General features: G+C 27.2%; 21 protein-coding genes. 17 read left to right on the forward strand and 4 right to left on the reverse strand.

Annotated elements, in window-relative coordinates:
* The first annotated feature begins 144 nt into the window (after positions 1–144).
* The 6 genes from I2E98_RS05695 (at position 145) to I2E98_RS05720 (ending at position 4,945) form a co-directional block, all read left to right on the forward strand.
* Positions 145–1,449, forward strand: coding sequence for a pitrilysin family protein (locus tag I2E98_RS05695; protein ID WP_195468003.1), 1,305 nt, complete (start codon positions 145–147; stop codon positions 1,447–1,449).
* A 125-nt stretch (positions 1,450–1,574) separates the two neighbouring features.
* A complete protein-coding gene (locus I2E98_RS05700; protein WP_195468004.1) occupies positions 1,575–1,880 on the forward strand; it encodes a YlmC/YmxH family sporulation protein in 306 nt (101 codons plus the stop codon).
* A 21-nt stretch (positions 1,881–1,901) separates the two neighbouring features.
* Positions 1,902–3,104, forward strand: a complete 1,203-nt coding sequence (gene dapG, locus I2E98_RS05705) for an aspartate kinase (RefSeq protein WP_195468005.1) — start codon at positions 1,902–1,904, stop codon at positions 3,102–3,104.
* Between the two features lie 171 nt (positions 3,105–3,275).
* Complete coding sequence (locus I2E98_RS05710; protein WP_195468006.1) at positions 3,276–3,551, forward strand: hypothetical protein; 276 nt, start codon at positions 3,276–3,278, stop codon at positions 3,549–3,551.
* A 100-nt stretch (positions 3,552–3,651) separates the two neighbouring features.
* Entirely contained in the window at positions 3,652–4,101 is a 450-nt protein-coding gene (locus I2E98_RS05715) for a DUF2383 domain-containing protein (protein WP_195468007.1), read from the forward strand.
* 61 nt (positions 4,102–4,162) lie between these two features.
* Complete coding sequence (locus I2E98_RS05720; RefSeq protein ID WP_195468008.1) at positions 4,163–4,945, forward strand: hypothetical protein; 783 nt, start codon at positions 4,163–4,165, stop codon at positions 4,943–4,945.
* Between the two features lie 19 nt (positions 4,946–4,964).
* On the opposite strand, the gene I2E98_RS05725 is transcribed toward I2E98_RS05720, so the two are convergent.
* The 3 genes from I2E98_RS05725 to I2E98_RS05735 all read right to left on the reverse strand — a co-directional run bounded on the left by I2E98_RS05725 (position 4,965) and on the right by I2E98_RS05735 (position 7,242).
* Positions 4,965–5,873 carry a DUF5685 family protein gene (locus tag I2E98_RS05725; protein WP_195468009.1) on the reverse strand — a complete coding sequence of 303 codons (909 nt, stop codon included), beginning with the start codon at positions 5,871–5,873 and terminating at the stop codon, positions 4,965–4,967.
* Positions 5,874–5,914: 41 nt separating this feature from the next.
* The gene (locus I2E98_RS05730; RefSeq protein WP_195468010.1) at positions 5,915–6,718 is read right to left on the reverse strand and encodes a J domain-containing protein; all 804 of its coding nucleotides are present in this window, start codon (positions 6,716–6,718) and stop codon (positions 5,915–5,917) included.
* Between the two features lie 92 nt (positions 6,719–6,810).
* Positions 6,811–7,242, reverse strand: coding sequence for a molecular chaperone DnaJ (locus tag I2E98_RS05735; RefSeq protein WP_195468011.1), 432 nt, complete (start codon positions 7,240–7,242; stop codon positions 6,811–6,813).
* Positions 7,243–7,417: 175 nt separating this feature from the next.
* Between I2E98_RS05735 and I2E98_RS05740 the strand changes: the two genes are divergently transcribed.
* Positions 7,418–7,771: an arsenate reductase family protein gene (locus I2E98_RS05740; protein WP_195468012.1), complete on the forward strand. Its 354-nt coding sequence runs from the start codon at positions 7,418–7,420 to the stop codon at positions 7,769–7,771.
* 273 nt (positions 7,772–8,044) lie between these two features.
* Positions 8,045–11,224 carry a DEAD/DEAH box helicase gene (locus I2E98_RS05745; protein WP_195468013.1) on the forward strand — a complete coding sequence of 1,060 codons (3,180 nt, stop codon included), beginning with the start codon at positions 8,045–8,047 and terminating at the stop codon, positions 11,222–11,224.
* A 38-nt stretch (positions 11,225–11,262) separates the two neighbouring features.
* Here the strand turns inward: I2E98_RS05745 and glmS are convergent, their stop codons facing one another.
* Entirely contained in the window at positions 11,263–13,086 is a 1,824-nt protein-coding gene (glmS, locus tag I2E98_RS05750) for a glutamine--fructose-6-phosphate transaminase (isomerizing) (RefSeq protein ID WP_195468014.1), read from the reverse strand.
* Positions 13,087–13,940: 854 nt separating this feature from the next.
* Between glmS and I2E98_RS05755 the strand changes: the two genes are divergently transcribed.
* The 9 genes from I2E98_RS05755 to I2E98_RS05790 all read left to right on the forward strand — a co-directional run bounded on the left by I2E98_RS05755 (position 13,941) and on the right by I2E98_RS05790 (position 23,041).
* Positions 13,941–14,546: a 50S ribosomal protein L25 gene (locus tag I2E98_RS05755; protein ID WP_195468015.1), complete on the forward strand. Its 606-nt coding sequence runs from the start codon at positions 13,941–13,943 to the stop codon at positions 14,544–14,546.
* A 129-nt stretch (positions 14,547–14,675) separates the two neighbouring features.
* Positions 14,676–16,403 (forward strand): phospho-sugar mutase, encoded by a 1,728-nt coding sequence (locus I2E98_RS05760; RefSeq protein ID WP_195468016.1) that lies wholly within the window; start codon positions 14,676–14,678, stop codon positions 16,401–16,403.
* 171 nt (positions 16,404–16,574) lie between these two features.
* Positions 16,575–17,666, forward strand: a complete 1,092-nt coding sequence (locus tag I2E98_RS05765) for a hypothetical protein (protein WP_195468017.1) — start codon at positions 16,575–16,577, stop codon at positions 17,664–17,666.
* Positions 17,667–17,682: 16 nt separating this feature from the next.
* Complete coding sequence (locus tag I2E98_RS05770) at positions 17,683–18,420, forward strand: WecB/TagA/CpsF family glycosyltransferase (protein WP_195468018.1); 738 nt, start codon at positions 17,683–17,685, stop codon at positions 18,418–18,420.
* Positions 18,420–19,661, forward strand: a complete 1,242-nt coding sequence (gene murJ / locus I2E98_RS05775; protein WP_347708015.1) for a murein biosynthesis integral membrane protein MurJ — start codon at positions 18,420–18,422, stop codon at positions 19,659–19,661. Before I2E98_RS05770 ends, murJ begins: the two co-directional genes overlap by 1 nt.
* Before the next feature lie 3 nt (positions 19,662–19,664).
* The gene (locus I2E98_RS16300; RefSeq protein ID WP_347708016.1) at positions 19,665–19,955 is read left to right on the forward strand and encodes a hypothetical protein; all 291 of its coding nucleotides are present in this window, start codon (positions 19,665–19,667) and stop codon (positions 19,953–19,955) included.
* A 9-nt stretch (positions 19,956–19,964) separates the two neighbouring features.
* Positions 19,965–21,245, forward strand: a complete 1,281-nt coding sequence (locus I2E98_RS05780; RefSeq protein ID WP_195468019.1) for a glycosyltransferase — start codon at positions 19,965–19,967, stop codon at positions 21,243–21,245.
* Between the two features lie 5 nt (positions 21,246–21,250).
* Positions 21,251–22,396, forward strand: coding sequence for a glycosyltransferase (locus I2E98_RS05785; protein WP_195468020.1), 1,146 nt, complete (start codon positions 21,251–21,253; stop codon positions 22,394–22,396).
* A gap of 12 nt (positions 22,397–22,408) precedes the next feature.
* On the forward strand, positions 22,409–23,041 hold the full coding sequence (locus I2E98_RS05790) for a cyclodeaminase/cyclohydrolase family protein (protein ID WP_195468021.1): 633 nt from the start codon (positions 22,409–22,411) through the stop codon (positions 23,039–23,041).
* The last annotated feature ends 5 nt before the right edge of the window (positions 23,042–23,046 follow it).

Here is a 23,046-nt window from a genome sequence, read left to right on the forward strand (position 1 = left end):
CTACTATTAGCTCTATGCTTTTTGGCATACTATAAATTAAATTCCCGAAGGGAGCGTGGCGAAAGCCACTTTTTTTACTATATAGAATAAATATGATAAGATTAAAATAAACTAAAAGCAAATCGATAAAAAATGGAGGTAAATATGTTTAATTTATATACATTAGATAATGGCTTAAGGGTTGTAACAGAATATATTGAGCATGTTAATTCTATAAGTGTAGGAATAATGGTTCAAAATGGTTCAAGAAATGAAAGTAAAGATGTTAATGGTATTTCACATTTTATAGAGCATATGTTTTTTAAGGGGACAGATAAAAGAAGTGCAAAGGAAATAGTACAAGAAATAGAAAATATAGGTGGACAAATTAATGCTTATACAAGTAAAGAAACTACTTGTTATTATATAAAAGCATTAAATACTCATGTTGATTTATGTCTAGACGTAATTTCTGATATGATATTAAATTCAAAATTCGATGAAGAAGAAATTGAAAAAGAAAAAGGTGTAGTTATTGAAGAAATAAATATGAGTCAAGATAATCCAGAAGATGTATTAGATGAAATACATTCAGAAGCTATCTTCGGAGATAATTCTTTATCATATCCTATTTTAGGTACACCTGATAGAATAAGATCATTTACTAGAAAGAAGATTAAAGATTATATTAGAACACATTATACGCCTTATAACTCTGTACTTAGTATTTGTGGAAAGTTTGATGAAAAGGAATTAAGAAAGCTTATTGAAGAGTATTTTGGAAAGTGGAGTAAAGATGATATATATAATCCAACATATGAATCTATTATATTAAAGCATGATAGTAAGTATACAGAAAAACAAATAGAGCAAGTTCATATAAATCTAGGTTTAAATGGATTACCATATGCTGATGATAAATCTTATTCATTAGTATTATTAAATAATATATTTGGTGGCGGTGCATCATCAATACTTTTCCAAAAGGTTAGAGAAGAATTAGGATTATGTTATAGTGTTTATTCTTATATGCAACCTTATCTAGGTGTTGGAACAATGAATATATACACAGGATTAAGTAATAAGTATTGTGATAAGGCCATAAGTGTTATTAATGAGCATTTACATGATTTTGCTAATAAAGGTATAAGTAAAGAATTATTAGAAATTAATAAAGAAAAAATTAAAGCAAGTTATATATTAGGTTTAGAAAGCACTTCATCTAGAATGTTTGCTAATGCAAAATGTTTCTTATTACAAAATAAAATTAAAACACAAGAAGATGTAATTAAGAGAATTAACAAAATAGATAATGATGACATAAACTATGTATTGGAGAGATGCTTTAAGCCAGGAATAATAAGCACTGCTTTTGTTGGGCAAGGTATAGAAGCTGATAAATTAAATTCAATTATAAATAACTCTAAAGTTGCATATAAGAGTTCTACTGATGAAAAATTTATATTGTAAGTTTGGCCTATAGTTGATATATTATTTAAGGAGAGGAAAGCGCTAGTTGGATTTTTATAGTATATGTAAAGTAATATATTACTTATTGAATGCATAATATTATGTATAACAAGGAGGTAATTATTATGAAGGATTTTGAATATTACGAAAAAAAGCCAGAAAGTCAACTTAGAAACTTAAGTGAGTTAGAAAGATATGAAATTTTTAACTTAGAAAGTGCAGAAAAGTATGATAGCGCTCAAAATATTGATTTTATAATTGACGAAGAAGGATATCTTAAATTCCTGGTTGTTGGTATTAGTGCAAATAAGTTTAGCTTCTTTGGTAGCAAAGAATATGTTGAAATACCATGGGAATGTGTAACAAAAGTTGGAACTAATGTCATAGTAATCTCTGCTGAGGAAGGAAAGATAAAAAGAGCGAGAGCTTAAAAAACTTAAGGGGGAGATTCCTTGAATATAATAGTGCAAAAGTTCGGAGGAACATCTGTATCTACAGAGGAAAGAAGAAAACAAGTAATAAAAAAAATAGGGAAAGCAATTGAAAGTGGATTAAAACCAGTAGTAGTAGTTTCAGCTATGGGAAGAATGGGAGAGCCATATGCAACAGATACCCTATTATCACTTGTAGATAATAATTTTAAAAATAATAACAAAAGTGCTCAAGATTTATTAATGTGTTGTGGAGAAATAATAAGTTCAGTAGTATTATGTAATGATTTATATAAGCATGGAATAACTGCAGTTCCGCTAACTGGAGGTCAAGCAGGAATTATAACAAATAGTGTCCACACTGATGCACAAGCTATTGATGTAGATACTCATAATATAATAAAAATTCTAGAGTCAGGAAAAGTACCAGTAGTAACAGGATTCCAAGGAGTTACTAAAGATGGTTTTTTCACAACTTTAGGAAGAGGTGGAAGTGATACTTCTGCATGTATATTAGGAGTTGCATTAAAGGCCAAAGAAATAGATATATATACTGATGTTGATGGTATAATGACAGCAGATCCAAGAATGGTAGAGGATGCATCTCTTATAAATGAAATGACATATAATGAGGTATTCCAATTAGCGGATCAAGGCGCAAAGGTTATTCATCCAAAAGCTGTTGATTTAGCTAAAAAGGGAAATGTACCATTAGTTATTAAGAATACTATGAATGATTCAAAGGGTACTATGATTAAGAGTAATGTTTCAGAAGAAGAAAAGAGATTGATTTCTGGAATAACTCATTTAAATAATAGAATTCAGGTAAGAGTAAGATTATCCGATAATAAAGGTAAAGGATCTTATAGAAATCTTTTAGAATTATTAGCTAAAAATCATATAAGTTTAGATTTAATAAACATTTTCCCAGAACATCAAATGTTCACTATTGATGCTACTGAAAAAGATAAACTTTCAGAGATAATGAGTAAAGCTGAAATTAAGTATACAACTATTGAAGATTGTAGTACTATAGCTATTGTTGGTGCTGGAATGAATGGAGTTCCAGGGGTTATGGCAAGAATAATAAATACTCTAACAAGTAATGATATTGAAGTATTACAAACAACAGATTCAAATATGACTATTTGGTGTTTAATTAATACTAAAAAAGTTCCTGAAGCAGTAAGATTACTTCATAGTGAATTTGGTTTAGGTAAATAGTGAATAAGAAAAGGCTCTTTAGTAAAGTATAATTTATTTTATTAAGGGGTCTTTACTTTTATACATAGTTTATATTTTAATTATATTAATAAATAGTTATAGTGTTTTAATATATAATAATTTCATATATAATATAAAATATATTTATTTTATGTAAAAAGGAGTAGTATCATGGAATTAAAGTTTGATGAAAAAGCAAAAAAAGCTCTAAAAGATTTAGTAAATGAAAGTTCGGAAGAGTATATAAGAATAAAGGTTTTCTATGGTTGTGGTAGACCAGCTTATGAATTATATTGTGATTTTAAGAGTGATGAAGACGTTGAAGAGGTAATAGAAGGAATTAAGTTTGTTGTAAATAAAAAAGATGTTAGAGCTTGTAATAACCTTCAAATTAAGTATGATAAAGAAGTTTATAATAAGGGATTTTATATCAAAGATTTAGATTAATTTAAAAGCTATGCAAAATATTTTGCATAGCTTTTAAGTTTTTATAAATATTATTTTCAAAAATGGGAAAAATAATGTAAAAAGGTTAGAGGTGATAAAAATGAGTGAAAAAATAGTTAAAGAATTAAATAAGTTTCTAACAGGAATTCATATGGGAGGGGCTACCTTTAAGGATTATTTAGATAAAGCACAAAATTTAGAACTTAAAGGTAAATTAAGAGAAATTATAGAGTCATTTAAGATACATGAAGAAGCCATAACTCATAGAATAGAAAAGTTAGGAGGAAATGCAAGTGATTCACTAGGTATAAGGGGAAATATAGCAGAAGCCTTTGAAAGAATAAAACTTATACCTGTTGATACTGATGCTGAAGTGTGCGAACATGCAATAAAAGCTATGAATATGGGAATAAAAAATGCAAATAAATTTATGGAAGAAAATAAAAATATGGAAGAAAGCATAATGAATGATATAAGGGGTGTAATAAAAGATTATGATAATCATTTAGAGGTTTTAAACAATTTGAAAACTAAGTTATGCAAATATTGATGAAATTTTTAAAATATGATATATACTTATTAAGAGAAATTATAGATTGTGAGGAAATTTTATGAAGAAAATATTTGGAATTTTAAGTATTTTATCGATTTTTGCTTTTTTATCTTTGGGATGTACTAAGAAGGTTGAAATGGTTAGAGCAAATACACCAGAAGAGGCAATTAATTTATTTAATACCTATAACTTAGAGAATAATGTAGAAGAAATGGTTAAGTTATATTCAAATGAATATATAGATTATATTGGATATGATGCAAATCAAATAATAAAGGTAATGAAAAAAAATAGAAAAGATTTAAATATAAAATCTTCAACAGTAAAAAGTATAGAAGATGTAAATGAAAATTTAAAAAAAGCAGTAGTAACTATTTCAGCGGTAGTAGATGATGAGGATACTACAGAAGATTATGTATATGCATTAATAAAAGAAGATAATGGATGGTCGGTTTCACCAGATGGTATTACTGAGTGTATAGAATTTGATGTTCCAATGAGTAAAGAAAAAGAATTGAATTTAAATTTAGCTAAAGAGGCAGTTCAATTTGATGGAGCACTAATAAGAGTTAATTTATATAATGATACTAGTAATTCATATGTTTTTGGTACAACAGACGAAAAAACTGAAATTATAGTAGAGACAACAGAAGGAACATTTACAAGTATAGTAGAAGAGCCACAAAAAATAGAGAAAAAGGCAAGAAATTATTTTATAGCAAAGATAGAAAATTTAAAGGGTGACATAACAAAGGTTACAGTAACATCATTATTTGATCTTGATAAAGATGGAAATGCAATTTTAGATACAAAGAAAGATATAACAGCATATAGTAAATAAAATAAATACCAGTAGCTTTTTAGCTACTGGTATTTATTTTGTTATTTTCTATGGCAGGTATTTTATTTAAAATTTCATAGTATTTATTGATCATTCCTAAGTTTATTACATTATCAATAATGCTATAATGTTTTTTAAAAGGAATAGCCTTAAGAAAATCACTGCAATTTACAAGACAATTTGAAATATAGAAATCAATTTCATTAATGCATGATAAAATTAATTCATCAAAGTTTAATGAATTTAAATTGAATAATACATTATAAGGATTGAAATTATTAGTGTTAAGATCATCTTTCAAATCATCAAGGGCATCTATTAAATAAATCCATTTTCCAATAAAATATCCAAGGCTATATAGATTTTCACGTAATATATCAGAATCCTCTTCAAATTTATAAGGGAAGTTACTTAAAATACTTCCCATTATATCACTAAAAGGATGTGTGATTTCGTCTAAAGAAGAAAATTTTTTTGACTTCTCAAGATTTGATAAGATGTCTATATTATTTGATATTTTATTGGAGATATTTTCTAATTCAAGTAAGCTTTTTTTGGAAGATGAAGAAAGGAGAAATTTAAAAAGTTTACTTTTTACACTTTTGTCATCCTTTATGTTATCTTTTAGTTTATAATCAAAAAGAAGTACACTTAAATTAGAGCAATAATTTAAAGCATTTGTCTGCTTTGTTATTATAATGTTCCTATTAGGGTGTCTTAAGCATTTAATGGAGTCAAAGATTAGTGGATTACTGTAAAGTCCATCTAATAAAAATCCTATAAAGGTTAAATCGTAATTTAAACAAAATCTTGGAATATTACCATATTCTCTTTTAATTTCATTGCATAATCCACAATAATAGCTTCTAAAGTATTCAAATTCCTTAAACTTCAGTTCGCTTTTAAGAGGTGTAACATAGCCAAACATTAAACTTCTCCTTTATTAAGATAAAAGTATTTAAACAGATACTAGCACATTCCGCCGCCACCAGAATTACCACACATATTCATTCCGTTTCCGCCGCCCATTAAGCTTTGCATAAGCAAGTTTTGCATAGGATTTCCACCACCCATCATATTAGCAATATTGCCCATAGGATTAGCATTGTTAGCAGCATTATTTGCAGCGTTCATTCCATTAGTAGAGTTAGTACTAGCACCACTCATAGGATTAGCACCACCCATAGGATTACCACCATTAGCGTTCATAAACATATTTAAAATGTTAGGATCTATTCCACCACCGTTGCCAGAACCGCCACACATGTTGTTTGTTTGGCCACCACCACCACACATATTATTGTTATTATTAGCACTGTTATATTGCATTGTTCTAGCATAATTTGCTTTCATCTTTCTAACCTTTTTGACAAGTACCATTAAAGCTTCTTGATACTCCTCATTATTAGGGTTTAATTCTGCAGCTGTCTTTAAATGATTTACGCCAGCTTGAAACCATCCTTTTTTTAATAATACAAAACCTTTTAGATAATTCCATTCAGGTGAAGTTTTATCAGATATTAGATTAAGCTGTGTTTCTGCTGATAAAAATTGTTTGTTTTCAATTAGGTTTCTTATATCTTTATACTTAAAATTGTTACTTAATATTGTATAAGCTTCGTTTATTTCTGAAAGTTTATCCTCTGCAAGTGGTTCTTCAGGAGAACCATTAAAATCATTTATACTATAGGTGTTTGCCAATGATTCATAAGCATCTTTAATTTCATCCAATGAAGCATTTGGTCTTATGCCAAGCACTTTATAAGGGTTCATAAACAAATCTCCTTAGAAAAGATTATTGAATTATTATAATATATTCAGAGTACTTTAAATAAGTGATTCATATGAATTAATAGAATTGAATATTAAATACAATCAATTAAATCTCCACCCATACATTCACAGCATTGATCTAAACATATTAAATCGCAGCAGCTAAAGTTACCACAGTCACAACAACAGTCATCACAGCAACAACAAGCACAACCACGATTACGTCTTCTGTAACCATTATTATAATAGTCATCAGAGTAGTGTCTATGTCTACGCATTAAAGTGATTAAGCTTTCTTTATATAAAGTATTATTAGGAGAAAGAGAAACTGCTATTTTTAGATGATTTAAAGATTCATCAAACCAAGCCTTTTTTTCTAATAGGAGGCTATAAAGATAATGATAATCAGCATTTTTATCTATATAGGAATTTAATAAGCTTTCGGCTGAGGAAAAATCTCTTTTATTTATTAAATTACTAATAGTAGTAAATGAATTATTGTTAATAGAATATGAATTATTCATAATACTCACTCCCTTAAGTTATAATATATAAATATATTACTATAAAAGTAATATTGTATTTATTATATACAATATTAAAAAATAAATCATTATTTAGAAAAATTTATGGGATAATATTTACTATTACATAATAATTATGATAGAATTATAAAAAATAATTTAAAAGGAGATAATTATGGAAAAATTATTTTTACAATATCCTAAATGTACTACTTGTAGAAAAGCTAAGAAGTTTTTACAAGAAAATAATGTAACCTTTAATGATAGAGACATAACTATAGATAATCCTACAGTAGAAGAATTAGAAAAGTGGATAGATTTAAGTGGATTAGAAATTAAAAAATTCTTTAATACTTCAGGTGTTTTATATAAAGAAATGAAGCTAAAAGATAAAATTAAAGATATGTCTAGAGAAGAAATGATAAAACTACTTGCTACAGATGGAAAGCTTGTTAAAAGACCACTTTTAATATGTGAAGACAAAGTATTAGTAGGATTCAAGGAAGAACAATATAAGGAAATATTATAAATTTGAAAAAATAGAGATAAAAATAATCTATTGGGTAATATTAATTCAATAGATTATTTTTTTGTTTTAAGATTTGTTTTAAGAAGAATAGATTATTGTGGTAAAATACTTATTAGTGGCTTTTTTGCTAATAGCTTAAATTTGCTTATAAAAAGCTAAGAAGATATATTTATAAAATAAATAGTTTCATTTAATGAGGTGGAAAAATTGGACGTAACACAGTTAAATACTTTAATAATAAAAAAGGATATAAATAACCGTCTACACAGAGGGATGAGGTGTTATAAGGAAGCATTAGTATTAGATGTTAAGTCTATGGCGGATAGAGAATATGGCTCTTTAGATATTTATGGCAAAGTAATGTCAGAAAGTGATATTAGTGTTTATAATACAAACCTATCTTTTGACATAAAAAAAGGTGATTTAATTTATACAGAATGTAATTGTAGTGACTTTGAAAATAACTGTGATTTTAACTCTACATACATATGTAAGCATATTGGTGCTACATTTTATAAATTTGCAGAAGCTGTAGAAGAAAAGAAGAAATTAAAAAATGATTGTTGTAAAAACATAGCTGAGAATGAAGAGATAGATTATTCTGAAGTTATTTTAAAAGAAATAGATAAAATTATTAGACATAAAAAGGAGAAAGTTAATTTAAAAATAAATATTAGTAAAAAAAGTCTGAGTAAAAGTAATTTTTATTATGAATTAGATTTAAGGATAGGAACAAAGAGATACTATGTTGTAAAGAATATAGTAGATTTAATAAATGCTAGAAAAAATAATAAAATATTGTCTTATGGAAAAGAATTTAAATATGATCCTACAATACATTATTTTTCAGATGATGATGAGAGAGTTCTAAATTTTATCGAAGAGTATGTATCTCTAAATGAACCATTTGAAAAGGAGTATTCGATACAAAGAATTACTAATAATGTTTTTGGAAGTAATAAAACATTATTTATTCCGCAGAGTGCATTAAGAAGATTTTTAAATAATATTAAAAATGAAAGTATTTCATTAACTGATGATGATGATGTAATTGAAGGTGTTGATATATTAAGAGAAGATTTACCTATAAAATTTAATATAAAAGAAGAAGATAATGAAATAAAGCTATCATCTACTAAGGAGTTACCAAAACCTATGACTTATAAAGGTGATGTTTATTTATATAATAGTAAATTATATCTTCCTACTTTTAAACAAATAAAATATTATAAGTCAATAAATGATATTTTAAGTAAGGAAAGTAGTATTTCATTTAAAAATAAGAATAAACAAAAGGTAATAAACAAGGTAATACCATTATTAGAACTTATAAGTGATGATATATATATTGATGAAGATTTAAATAGAAATATAATTAGAGAAGATTTAAAATTAGAAGTTTATTTTGATAGGGAAAGAAATAAAACTTGGGCAGAGGTTAAGGCGAGTTATGGAGATATAAGCTTTAATATGTTAAAAGGTCCTAAAGATGATGAATATGTAATTAGAAATATAAATGAAGAAGAGAAAATTGAAAATGTGCTAAATAATCTATCATTTTATAGAAATAATGATAAGTTTATTTTTAATGGTAATGATGAAAAACTTTTTGAGTTGCTTTCTGAAGATTTAACGGACTTAAAAGAAAAAGCTACTATATTTTATTCAGATAGATTTAAGGAAAGAAGAATTTATGGAGCTACATCTATTAATGCAGCAATTTCAGAAGGTAGTGGAAATTATTTAGATTTTACTTTTAATATTGAAAATGTAAATGAAGATGAATATAAGAAGATAATTGAAGCCTTTAAAGAGAATAGAAAATTCTTTAAATTAAAAGATGAGAGTTTTATTGATTTTAGAGATGAAGAGGTTAGGAATTTATTTAATCTTGTTGATAGTTTAAGTGATGATACTAATGTAAAATCTAATGAAATAAAAGTTCATAAGAGCAAATCTATATTTTTAAATGAGTGTTTAAAAGATAATAGTTTATTATTTATTGAAGGAAAAGATATTGTAAAACATATTGCAAATAAGATAGAGAATTTAGAAGAAATAGATTATCAAGTTCCTAAAGAATTAAAAGCAACCTTAAGAGATTATCAATTAACTGGATTTAAGTGGTTTAAAACATTAAGCCATTATGAGTTTGGTGGTATATTAGCTGATGAGATGGGATTAGGAAAAACAATACAAACTATTGCATTTTTATTATCAGAAAAAAATAAAAAAAGTATTATAGTTACTCCAACATCATTAATATACAATTGGAGAAGTGAATTTGAAAAATTTGCACCTACTATGAAAATAAAGGTTGTTCATGGAAATAAAGAAGAGAGAGAATTTACTAAAGAGGAAATAAAAGATATAGATGTATTAATAACTACTTATGGAACATTGAGAAATGATTACAATCTATATGATGATATAACTTTTGATTTTTGTATAATAGATGAAGGACAAAATATTAAAAATCCATTATCTCAAAGTAGTGAGGTAGTTAAAGAGTTAAAAGCAAAAGTAAAATTTGCATTAACAGGTACGCCAATCGAAAATAATTTAATTGAGTTATGGTCGTTATTTGATTACATTTTACCAGGATACTTATATTCTAAGAGAAAGTTCCAAGATAAGTTTATAAAGGTTAATAAAGGTTCTGAAGAACTAAAAAAACTTATTAGACCATTTATATTAAGAAGATTAAAAAATTATGTAATGAGTGAGTTGCCAGAGAAGATTGAAAAGAGATTCTTAATTGAAATGACAAAAGAACAGAAGAAAGTATATAAGGCATATGTAGATGATGTTAAGGTAAAAATGAAAGAAAAAGACTTTACAACTGATAAAATAACTATTTTTTCTTATTTAACTAAATTAAGGCAGCTTACATTAGATCCATCTATACTAATAGAAGGATATACCGGAGGTAGTGGTAAAATAGATGTTGCTGTAGATCTTATACAAAACTTTATTAAAGAAAAGCATAAAATGCTTTTATTTTCACAATTTACATCTGTACTGGATAGTATAAAAAAAGTATTAGAAGCAGAGGGAATAGAGTATTTCTATTTAGATGGTTCAACTAAGGCATCTGAAAGAGTACAGTTAGTTAATGAATTTAATGAATCAGATAAGATAAAAATATTCTTAATTTCATTAAAGGCTGGGGGAACAGGTCTTAACTTAACATCAGCTGATGTAGTAATTCATTTTGATCCATGGTGGAATCCTGCAATTGAAGACCAAGCAACGGATAGAGCACATAGATTTGGTCAAAAAAATGTTGTGGAAGTAATTAAGCTTATTGCAAAAGGAAGTATAGAGGAAAAGATAATAAAACTTCAGGAAAGTAAGAAGGAAATAATAAATAAAATAATGAGTGGAAATTATACTAATGGTGGATTCTTAAGTTCACTAAGTGCTGATGAAATCAAAGAACTCTTTAATTAAAAATAGGATACACATCAAATGTGTATCCTATTTGTTTATTATTCAACTGTTACTGATTTTGCAAGATTTCTTGGTTTATCAACATCGCAACCTTTTTGTTTTGCAATATAGTAAGAAATTAATTGAAGAGGAACAACACTTACAAGTGGAGTTAATATATCAATAGTTTTTGGAATATAAACTATTGAATCAACAACTTCTTTTGAAGTAGTATCACCTTCATTTACAACTGCAAATATATTTCCACCTCTTGTAGAAACTTCTCTTACGTTACTAATCATTTTGTCTTTTAAAGCTTCTTGAGTTAAAAGAGTAATTACAGCTGTATTCTTTTCTATTAAAGCAATAGGTCCATGCTTTAATTCTCCACCAGCATAAGCATCACAATGGATATAAGATATCTCTTTAAGTTTTAAAGAACCTTCCATAGCTACTGCATAATCAAGACCTCTTCCTAAGAAGTACATATCTTTATGATTATAGTGAGAAGAAGCAAATTTTTGAAGCTCATCCTTCATTCCTAAAGCTTTCTCAATTTTATTTGGTATTTCTAATAATTCACCTTTAATTTCTTCAATTTCATCCTTTGACATAGTACCCTTTAATGAAGCAAAATATAATCCTAAAATATAAAATGCAGCTAATTGAGTAACATATGCTTTTGTTGAAGCAACTGCAATTTCAGGACCTGCTAAAGTATAAAATACATCATCAGCTTCTCTTGAAACAGAAGAACCAACAACGTTAGTAATAGCTAAAACTCTAGCACCTTGATTCTTAGCATCTCTAAGAACAGCTAAAGTATCAGCAGTTTCTCCAGATTGAGATACAACTATTAATAAAGTTTTATTTGTTATCATAGGATTTCTATATCTGAATTCAGATGCTATATCAATTTCAACTGGGATTTTAGCAAACTTTTCGATTACTGTTTTACCAACAACTCCAGCATGATAAGCAGTACCACAAGCTACTACATAGATTTTATCAAAGTTTTCTAACTGTTCTTTAGTAAATGAAATATTATCTATTGTTATTTCTTTTCCTAATGCTATTTTACCAGATAGAGTATCTTTAACGGCTTTTGGTTGTTCATGAATTTCTTTTAACATGAAATCTTCAAATCCACCTTTTTCAGCTGCATCTATATTCCAAGTAACATGATAAATTTGTTTTTCTATTTTTTCACCTTCTTCATTTCTAAGTTCAACACCATTTTCAGTAAGAATTGCAAATTCTTTATCTTCTAAAAGATACACTTCTCTAGTATGGTTTAAAACTGCAGGAATGTCTGAAGCTATAAAACTTTCATCTTCTCCAAGACCAACAATAAGAGGGCTATCCTTTCTAACTGCAACTATTTTGTCAGGTTCATTTTTAGCAACAACTCCAATAGCAAAACTTCCTTCAAGTTTAGAAGTTGCTTTAACTACAGCTTCAAATAAATCTCCTTCATAATAATAATCAACTAAGTTTGGTATAACTTCAGTATCAGTTTCAGAGAAGAATGTATAACCTTTTGAAGTTAACCATTCTCTTAATTTCATATAGTTTTCTATAATACCATTGTGAACAACACTAATAGTAGCATTTTCTGTAGTATGAGGATGTGAATTAACATCTGATGGTTCACCGTGAGTAGCCCATCTAGTATGACCAATTCCTATATGACCTTCAATAGGAGCTTCATTTAAGCTATTAGCTAAATTATTTAAACGACCTTTAAATTTTCTAACATTAATTCCATTATTAAGAATTGCAACTCCAGCAGAGTCGTAACCTCTATATTCTAATTTTGATAAACCTTCTACTAATAAAGTAGACGCTTGTCTTTTTCCAACATAACCAACTATTCCGCACATAATAAATCTTCCTTCCAATTTTAAAATTATTTTTTTATTTAATCTCTATTGTGACAAGATATTCTAGCATTAAAAAAGGTATACTAATACTAGGACATCAAAAAACACAATGAAGGTTTTAACACCAAACTAGGATTGTCCTATAAATCACTTTATAGTTTTACTAGTCGTTAACGGTAGTGCGATACCGTGGGGCACCCGCCGAAGAATTCGATTCTCCCCATCCTCGTCAACTTAAGTGAGACCCCAAATCTTCGATTTGGTTGGTCGAACTTACTCCTACGTCTAGTAGGAGTTTCCTTTTTACCAATAATCTTCGATTTGGTTGGTCGAACTTACTCCTACGTCTAGTAGGAGTTTCCTTTTTACCAATAATCTTCGATTTGGTTGGTCGAACTTACTCCTACGTCTAGTAGGAGTTTCCTTTTTACCAATAATCTTCGATTTGGTTGGTCGAACTTACTCCTACGTCTGGTAGGAGTTTTCCTTTTACTTAAGTTCTGGCGCTTTTATGAAATTATTATCTGGCATTTTACTATAAGAATCACTTCCTTTACTAATTATTTAGTATACCACTACATTATTTTATCATAAAAATAAAATTTGTCTATATCTTAATGCAAAAAATGTAATTTAATACTTATATTGTAATATAAGATAATATTATTATATGCAAATATAAAATTAAAGTAGATAAAAATAATAAAAGTATGAAATTTGTATAGGTTATACCATATAAGAATTTTTTGAAAAAACAATATTTTTATGGATAAGGTGTAAATCAAATGTATAAATTCAATAATATCTGTCAAAAATACATAAGAGAATTTTAAAATTATAGGAGGTAATGTGAAGTGTCAAATTTAGAAATGAATAAAAGACTTATAGATGTTCCAAATAGTGCAAAAAAAGCAAGAAGAAATGGTAAGGTTCCAGGTGTATTATACGGTAAGAAAATTAATAACTTATTATTTGAAGTTGGAGAATTAGAATTATGCCATGAAATAGCTGTTAATGGAGAACATGGTGTATTAGAATTTAATTTAGATGGAGAAACTCATAAGGGGTTAATAAAGGAAGTACAAAGAGACCCTGTTACTAATAAAATAATTCACTTAGATTTAGAAGAATTAAAAGGAAAGAATAAGATAGTTTCATCAGTTCCTATTCACTATATAGGAGAAGAGTATCTAAATAAAAAGGGAATTGTATTGCAAAAGGAGAAGGATAGTGTAAAGGTAGAATGTTCAGTAGAAGCATTACCTAAATACATTGACTTTAATATTGGAACAGGAAATGTTGGATCAGTTTATAAATTTGGTGATTTAGAAGTTGCATCTGAAATATCTGTTTTAGATGATTTAAATTCTGTTATTGCTTCAGTAAGTTATGAACGTAAAACAGTTGAAGAAAATAATGAATTAGCTCAAGAAGACGATGCAAAAGAAGTAGCACAATAATAAAAATAAACTAAAAATAATAGATATAGATAAATTTTCTTATATCTATTATTTTTTTATTTAAATTTTTTTTAGTTTGGTATATAATAACTAAAGTGTAGACTATTGAAAATGTTTAGGAGGGATAATATGGATTATAAAGAGAGATACAATGAGTGGTTAAACTCGAAGGTAATATCAGAAACAATAAAAGATGAATTAAGAAATATTAGTGATGAAAAGGAAATAGAAGATAGATTTTATAAGGAATTAGATTTTGGTACTGGTGGACTAAGAGGAGTAATAGGTGCCGGAACTAACAGAATGAATGTATATACAGTTTCAAAAGCAACACAAGGGTTTGCGAACTATTTAAATAAATCTTTTGAATCACCAAAGGTAGCTATTGCCTATGATTCAAGAAATATGTCAAAGGAATTTGCAGAAGCTGCTGCATTAACTCTTTGTGCAAATAATATAAAAGTATTTTTATTTGAAAGCTTAAGACCAACTCCAATGCTTTCATTTACAGCTAGACATTTAAATTGTCAAGGTGGAATAGTAATAACTGCATCACATAATCCAAAGATATATAATGGATATAAAGTTTATGATGAATTTGGTGGTCAAGTTACAGACGAAAAGGCTGGAATTATTATAGGTGAAGTTAATAGTATAGTAAACTATGAAGATATAAAAACTATTTCTGTAGAAGATGCTTTAAAAGATAACCTTTTAGAGTATATTGGAGAAGAAGTAGATAAAGCTTATATTGAAGAAGTTAAAGGGCTTACAATAAGAACTGAATTAGTAAAAGAAAATGCTAAAGATTTAAAAGTTATATATACTCCAATACATGGAAGTGGTAATATGCCAGTAAGAAGAGTATTAGCTGAATTAGGATATGAAAACGTAGAAGTAGTTAAAGAGCAAGAAATGCCAGATGGTAACTTCCCAACAGCTTCTTATCCAAATCCAGAGAACCCACAAGTTTTTGAGTTAGCTCTTGATATGGCTAAAACAAGCAATCCAGATATTATTTTTGGGACAGACCCAGACTGTGATAGAATTGGTGTTGTAGTAAAAGAAAATAGTGGAGAGTATAAAGTTTTAACTGGTAACCAAACAGGTCTTTTATTAACAGATTATATATTATCAGCTCTTAAGGAAGAAGGAAAATTACCTTCAAATGGAGTTATAATTAAGACTATAGTAACAACAGAAGGTGCTAGAGCAATAGCTGATTACTATGGTGTTGAAATCATGGATGTATTAACAGGATTTAAATACATTGGTGAAAAAATTAGACAATTCCAAGAAGCTGGAGATAAGAAATACTTATTCGGATTTGAAGAAAGTTATGGTTATTTAGCTGGTGAATTCGTTAGGGATAAGGATGCTGTAATAGCTTCAATGTTAATAGCTGAAATGACTCTTTACTACAAAGAACAAGGTAAGAGCCTTTATGAAGCATTAATCGAACTTTACAATAGAATTGGATTCTTCAAGGAAGATTTAATTTCAATTGAATTACAAGGAAAAGAAGGTCAAGAAAAGATAGGTAAGTGTTTAGATTCTTTAAGAAGTACTGCATTAACAGAAGTTGATGGAGTTAAGGTTGTAACAAAACTTGACTATAAGTTAAGTAAAGAAGAAAACTTAACTAATAATACAGAAAGTGTTATTAACTTACCTAAGTCTAATGTATTAAAATATATATTAGAAGATGGTTCTTCATTTGTTGTTAGACCTTCAGGTACTGAGCCAAAAATGAAAATTTACTCAGCTGTTAAAGGTGAAAGCTTAGTAAATGCTGAAGAAAAGCTAGCAAGATTCAATGAAAAAGTTATGGAAATAATTAACGAAAAGTTAGCATAATATAAGAAAAAGCTATCGGGAAACTGATATGCTCCCTTTATAGTAGACAGTTAAAATAATAAAAACTGTTACTATGAAGGGAGCATTTTATTATTTTAGTATTTAATTTGAAAGTTTCATGTTAATACTGTATTATGAATAATGAAATAATTTACTAAAGGAGTGTAACTTATGGATTATAAGGTAAAAATTAAAGAAAGATTAGGTAAGTTATTATTTTTAGAAATGAATAAAGATGGATTTAAAGAAAATATAGGAATACCATCATATGTAACTTTTAAAAATAAAGATTTATATTTGCCAATAAGTTCTGAATATATTAGTTCTAATATAAATGATGAAATAAAAATTAAGAATCTTCCAATATATTATTTTATAGAAGGTATGTTTATTGCTATAGGAAGTGATGAAAATTTAAGATTTAATGATGATTATGAACTTATATTAGATTATATAAAGGATACTGAAAGTTGCATTAAGTCACTTATAAGCAAGAGAATAGAAGAAAAAAGATACTTAGATGCATATCTTTTATTAAAAGGATATTATACATATTCTAAAGACCTAGAGGTTATGAAAAAAATATTACTTGTAGGGGAAACTATTAAGGAAGAAGAAAGTAGCTTTAAAGATATATTACTTGAAGATATAGATTATTGTATATCAAATAAGCTAAAAATAGCTGAACCATATTTATATAAAGCTATAGTTTTAAAAGATGAAGGTGATTTTAAAGGCGCTAAGGTTGCTATAAATGAGTATTTTAACAATGGTGGAAAAGTAACTCCAGAAGTTGAAATAATAAATAATGATATAAATAATATATCAGATTATGAAAATGCTATAGAATTATTAGCTGAAGATCCAGCTAAAAGTATAGAAATATTACTTAGACTAGGTGAAGAATTTGAAGAAAATCCACTTATTTATTATTATTTAGGAATTGCTTTTAGAAAATTAGAGAATTATCATAAGGCTATTTACTATTTAAAAGAAAGTGTAAAGAGAGAAAGTGGAATACTTGAAGTTATAGTTGAACTTGGATTAAACTATGCATGTATTGGTGAATTTGAAGAGGCAATTAAATACTTTAAAAAAGCATTTGAAGCATCAAGAGATGTTGAGATATGCACTAATATTATAATGTGTTATTTAAATCTTAATGATTTAGAAAATGCTAAATTACATTTAGATATAGCAAAAAATTTAAATCCGGAAGATGAAATAGTTAAACAATTAGATACTATGATAAATAAAGGATAATGAAGGATGAGTTTATATGGGGAAAAAAGATAACTTCAAAAGTATAGATATATTAGGATATAATATTTTTTCTGAAGATATAGAAAAGTGTGTAAAGACAGTATTTTCTTATGATAAGGTTCATATAGTATCTGGAAATCCAGAGGTTTTATATACAGGGTTAAATAATAAGGAGTTATTTGATAATTTTACATCTAAATCTTCTTTAATAATACCTGATGGTGTTGGAACACAAATTAGTGGAAAAATTTTAAAAACTCCTGTACAAGAGAAAATTGCTGGAATTGAACTTATGAAAAAAATAATTGCTGAGTGTGAAAAGAATGGAGAAGGTATTTATTTATTAGGAGCAAGTGAAGAGAATTTAAAGGATTGTGCTGCTAATATAATGAGGGACTATCCTAAAATTAATATTGTTGGATATCATAATGGATTTTTTGACTTAGATAATCCAAAAGAAATATTAGAAGATATAAAAAGTAAAAAACCACTAGCATTATTTGTTGCAATGGGATGTCCAAGACAAGAAAGATTTATTATAAAGTATATGGATCAGCTTCCATGTAAAATATATATGGGAGTTGGAGGAAGCTTTGATGTAATTGCTGAGAAGGTAAATAGAGCTCCAAAGTGGATGATTAATATAGGAATGGAATGGGCTTATAGAGTTGCCAAAGAACCTTGGAGAATTAAAAGACTTGGAAGTATTCCTAAGTTTATATGGACTGTTGCAAAGAGTAGAGGTAATAAATAATGAAAGGTAACAAAATATTTAAAGCAGCCTTTTTAGTTATGATAATTAGCATTCTAAGTAGATTTTTAGGGCTATTTAGAGATATGTTAGTTGGATATCAGTTTGGTGTTAGTATTTACACTGATGCTTATAAAGCGGCGGTATCTGTGCCAGAAACTGTTTTTACTATTATAGGGCTTGCAATATCAACAGTATTTATTCCAATGCTTAGTAAAGTTAAGTATGAGAAGAATAAAGATGAAATGTTTAAGTTTTCTAATAATATTATTTCTATATTATTAGTTATTTCAATAATTGCTTTTGCTTTAGGGTTTGTATTTACAGAACAAATAGTTGCTTTTATGTTTAATGGATTTAGTGAAGAAAAATTTACTCTTACAGTTTTTTTAACAAGAATAACTTTATTTAACCTTTTATTTCTATCAATAAATGCATGTTATACTGCAATGCTACAGGTATGTGAGGATTTTGTTATTCCTTCAATTTTAGGTATGTTCTTTAATGCACCAATGATAATTTACTTATTATGCTTTAATGATATTAGTATTGTTGGCTTAACTATTGCAAATGTTATTGGAAACTTTTTAAGAGTTGCAGTTCAGCTTCCAGTTTTATATAAGCATGGATATAGATTTAAATTATTTATTAATCTTAAGGATGATAGAATAAAGAAAATATTAATATTAATTATACCTGTAATAATTGGTTCAGGTGCAAATTCATTAAATATGGTAGTTGATATGAAAGTTGCATCATCTTTAGGAGATGGAGCTGTTAGTGGTTTAGATTTTGCACAAAAGATAATAGTTTTTGCAAATACTGCAATAACAACATCTATCGTATCTGTTATGTATCCTCTTATGGCCAATAAATTAAATGAAGGGGATAACAAAGGATTTTCTCTGTATTTAACAAAGTCTATTTCTATAATTGCTTTGTTGTTAGTACCTATTTCTATTGGATTTATATTATTAAACAAAGAAATTATAAGTGCTTTTTATGAGAGAGGTAAATTTAATGATGTAGCTGTAGGAATTACAGCAAGTGCGTTTTTAGGTTATTCTTTGGTACTGCCATTTACAGGCGTAAGAGATATTTTAAATTCATCATTATTTTCAATGCAAAAAACTAAGATAACAACAATTAATGGAGTAATTGGAGTAGTTGTAAATATTATTTTAAGTATTACTTTATCAAAAGTATTTGGTATATTTGGTGTAGCAATAGCTTCCACAATATAGTCAATGGTAACAGCAATATTATTATTTATTTCTACTAGAAAGTTTGTTGGACATTTTGATGTTTTTCCGCTGATAATAAAATTATTAAAAATATTATTATCAGCAATAATAATGCTTCTCGTGCTTACATTATTAAATAATATGATTAATTTAAACAATGCAATATTAACTATTTTAATTAATGGTGTAGTAGGAGCTATTATTTATTTTATAGCTTGTAAAATATTAAAAATTGAAGAATTTAATGAAGTAATAGATATGATAAAAAACAAAGTATCTAAAAAAGGGATTTAGGAGGGAAATATGAAAATATTATTTATAGCGTGCTATTCACCATTAATTAATAACTCAGCATCTATTGAAACTTTACAATACTTAAATAATTTAGCTAAGATTGATGGAAATGAGGTTCATCTTTTAACTGTAAATTTCCCTAAAAATTCAATTTATTATGATGAGTATATATTAAGTATGTTAGATAAAAAAATTAAGATGCATATAATTTCTGGTGGGAAAATATTTGAAAAAATAATGCCTAAGAAATCTCTTAACACAGAAGTAGTCAATGTAGCTAAAAGCAATAAAAGTTTTGTAAAAACCTTACTTAAAAAGGGTAAGTCAATTGTAGCTGTACCAGATATGTATTTTAATTGGGCTAAGTCTGCAAGTAAATATGGTATTGAATTGATAAAAAGAGAAAATTTTGATGTTATGTTTTCAATGCATGAACCACCATCAAGTCATATTTGTGCTCTTAAGATTAAAGAAGAATTTAAAGATTTACCATGGGTTACTTATTGGAGCGATCCATGGCTTAAAGATTCAACTAGAGCTAATATAAGTAAGGCAAGAAGAAAATTTGAAGGTTCATTTGAAAAGAAAATTGTTGAACTTAGTGATAGATTTATTTTTGTGACTAAAGCAAATAGAGATGATTATGTAAGTTCATATAATATTCCTATGGAGAAAACTTTCATAGTAACAAGAGGTTATGATGAAAAGCAATATAGTGAAATTAAAAAATATGCTAAACCTAAGCTTATAAATAAAGATAAAATTAATTTTGTTTATGCAGGAGAAATTTTCTCGAAGCTTAGAGATGTTAATCCTTTTATAGGAGCATTAAATAATATTAAAGAAAATAATATTGAGCTATATAATAAATTAAATGTTATGTTCTTTGGGAATATTGATGATGAAGAAATAAAAAATAAGTTAATGAATGTTGAAAATGTTAATGTTTCGCCTAGAATTCCTTATGATGAAGCATTAGGATACATGCTTAATAGTGAAGTATTATTATTATTTGGAAATAAAAATTCAAAACAAATTCCAGCTAAAATCTATGATTATTTTGGAGCAGATGGTCTTATTTTTGTTATTCTTGGAGATGAAAATGATCCTATAAAAGATGTAGTAGAAAATAAGGAAAAATGTATTGTTGTAAATAATAATGTTGATGAGATTGTAAATGGAATTAATAAAATAGTTTCTATGATTGAAAATGATGAAAAGTATGGACCTATTAAAGAATATAAATGGCAATATATTTCTAAAAGACTTAACGATATTTTAAAGGGGTAATTATTATGCACGTAATGTTTATACCTTCTTGGTATGATAATAATAGAAATAAAGTTCATGGTAGTTTTTTTAGGGAGCAAGCAACAAAGCTTCAAGAAAGTGGAGTAAAGGTTACAGTTGCATATAATGAAATTTGGCCATTGACATTAATGGGAAAAGTAAAAGAGAAAAGTGGTTTATCTTTTAATGTTGAAAAAGGATTAAGAACTTATAGATATAAAAATTATAACTTTATACCTAAACATCCTTTAATGTTTAATATTTTTGATAAAAGAATGGAGAAATTATATAAAGAAGTTGTTAAAAATGAAGGAAAAGTTGATGTTATACATGCACAATCATCACTATGGGGTGGAATAAGTGCAGCTTATGTAGCAAAAAAATATAATATTCCTTTAGTTATTACTGAACATTCTTCTGTAAAAAGAGGCCAGTATGTTAGAGAAAGTTATTATAAAAGAATAGTTAATTCTTATAAAAGTGCAGATACTATAATAGCAGTTGGAAATGGACTTAAAAAAGAAATAGAAGAATTAACATATAGAAAAGATATAAAGGTCATAGGTAATTTGGTTGATTTATCCCTTTTTAATATAAGAGATATTAAAAAAGATAGTGATGAATTTATATTCTTTAGCGTTGCATTTTTAGAGGGAGAAAAAGGATTTGATACTTTGATTAAGGCCTTTTCAAAAAAGTTTAAAGGTGAAAATGTAAGGTTAGTTATTGGCGGAGATGGAAGTCAAAGAGAGTGGCTAGAAGGTATAGTAAAAAGTGAAAATATAGAAGAACAAGTGACATTTACAGGTGCATTATCTAGAGAAGAGGTAGCAAATTGGATGAATAAGTGCGATGCTTTTGTTTTACCTTCAAGGTATGAAACTTTTGGAGTAGTATATATTGAAGCATTGGCTAGTGGAAAGCCTGTAATAGGAACATTTAATGGTGGAGCAGAGGATATAGTAAATCAAGATGTCGGGATATTAGTTGAGATAGATAATATAAAAGACCTAAGTGATGCTATGGAATATATGAGAAAAAATAATAAAGGGTATAAACCAGAGAAATTAAGAAAATATTGTACTGAAAAGTTTAGTGCAAATGTTATAATAAAAAAAATAATAAATGTCTATAAAGAAGTAATAAAATAAAGGGGTGTTAGAATGGATTTTAAAGATTATTCAATAGACAAGTTTTTATATGAATTAAAGACAGATTTATCATCGCCAGGAGGTGGAAGTACTGCAGCGTTAGTTTCTGCTTTAGCAGGAGCATTAAATTCTATGGTATACTCATTTACTGTAGATAAAAAAGCTTTTGAAAAGCTAGATGACAATAACAAAGAAAAAATGATAAAATTAAAAGAAAAATGTGATCAGTTTATAAGCAAAAGTGTTTCTTATATGGAAGCTGATAGAGATACCTTTACAGCGTTAATGGATACATTTAAATTACCAAAAGATACTGATGAAGAAAAAAGATATAGATCACAAATGATTAAAGAAAGAACAATAGCGGCAATGGAGTCACCATTAAATTTAGCTAAGGATTCTTTAGAATTTTATGATAATATAAATTTTGCAATCGAATTTGGAAATAAAAATTTAACTTCAGATGCTATAGTTGCAGCGATACTTCTACATGGTGCTATAGAAAGTGCTATAGTAAATGTATTTGTTAATTTTAATAGTTTAGGAAACAAAGAAGGATATGAAAATATACCTACTGAGTGTAAAGAAATAATAGAATCATCACTTGTTAAAAAGACAGAGATAGTAAAATCTTTTGGAATATAAAAGAT

This window comes from Clostridium sp. D43t1_170807_H7, assembly GCF_015555905.1.
GTDB lineage: Bacteria > Bacillota > Clostridia > Clostridiales > Clostridiaceae > Clostridium.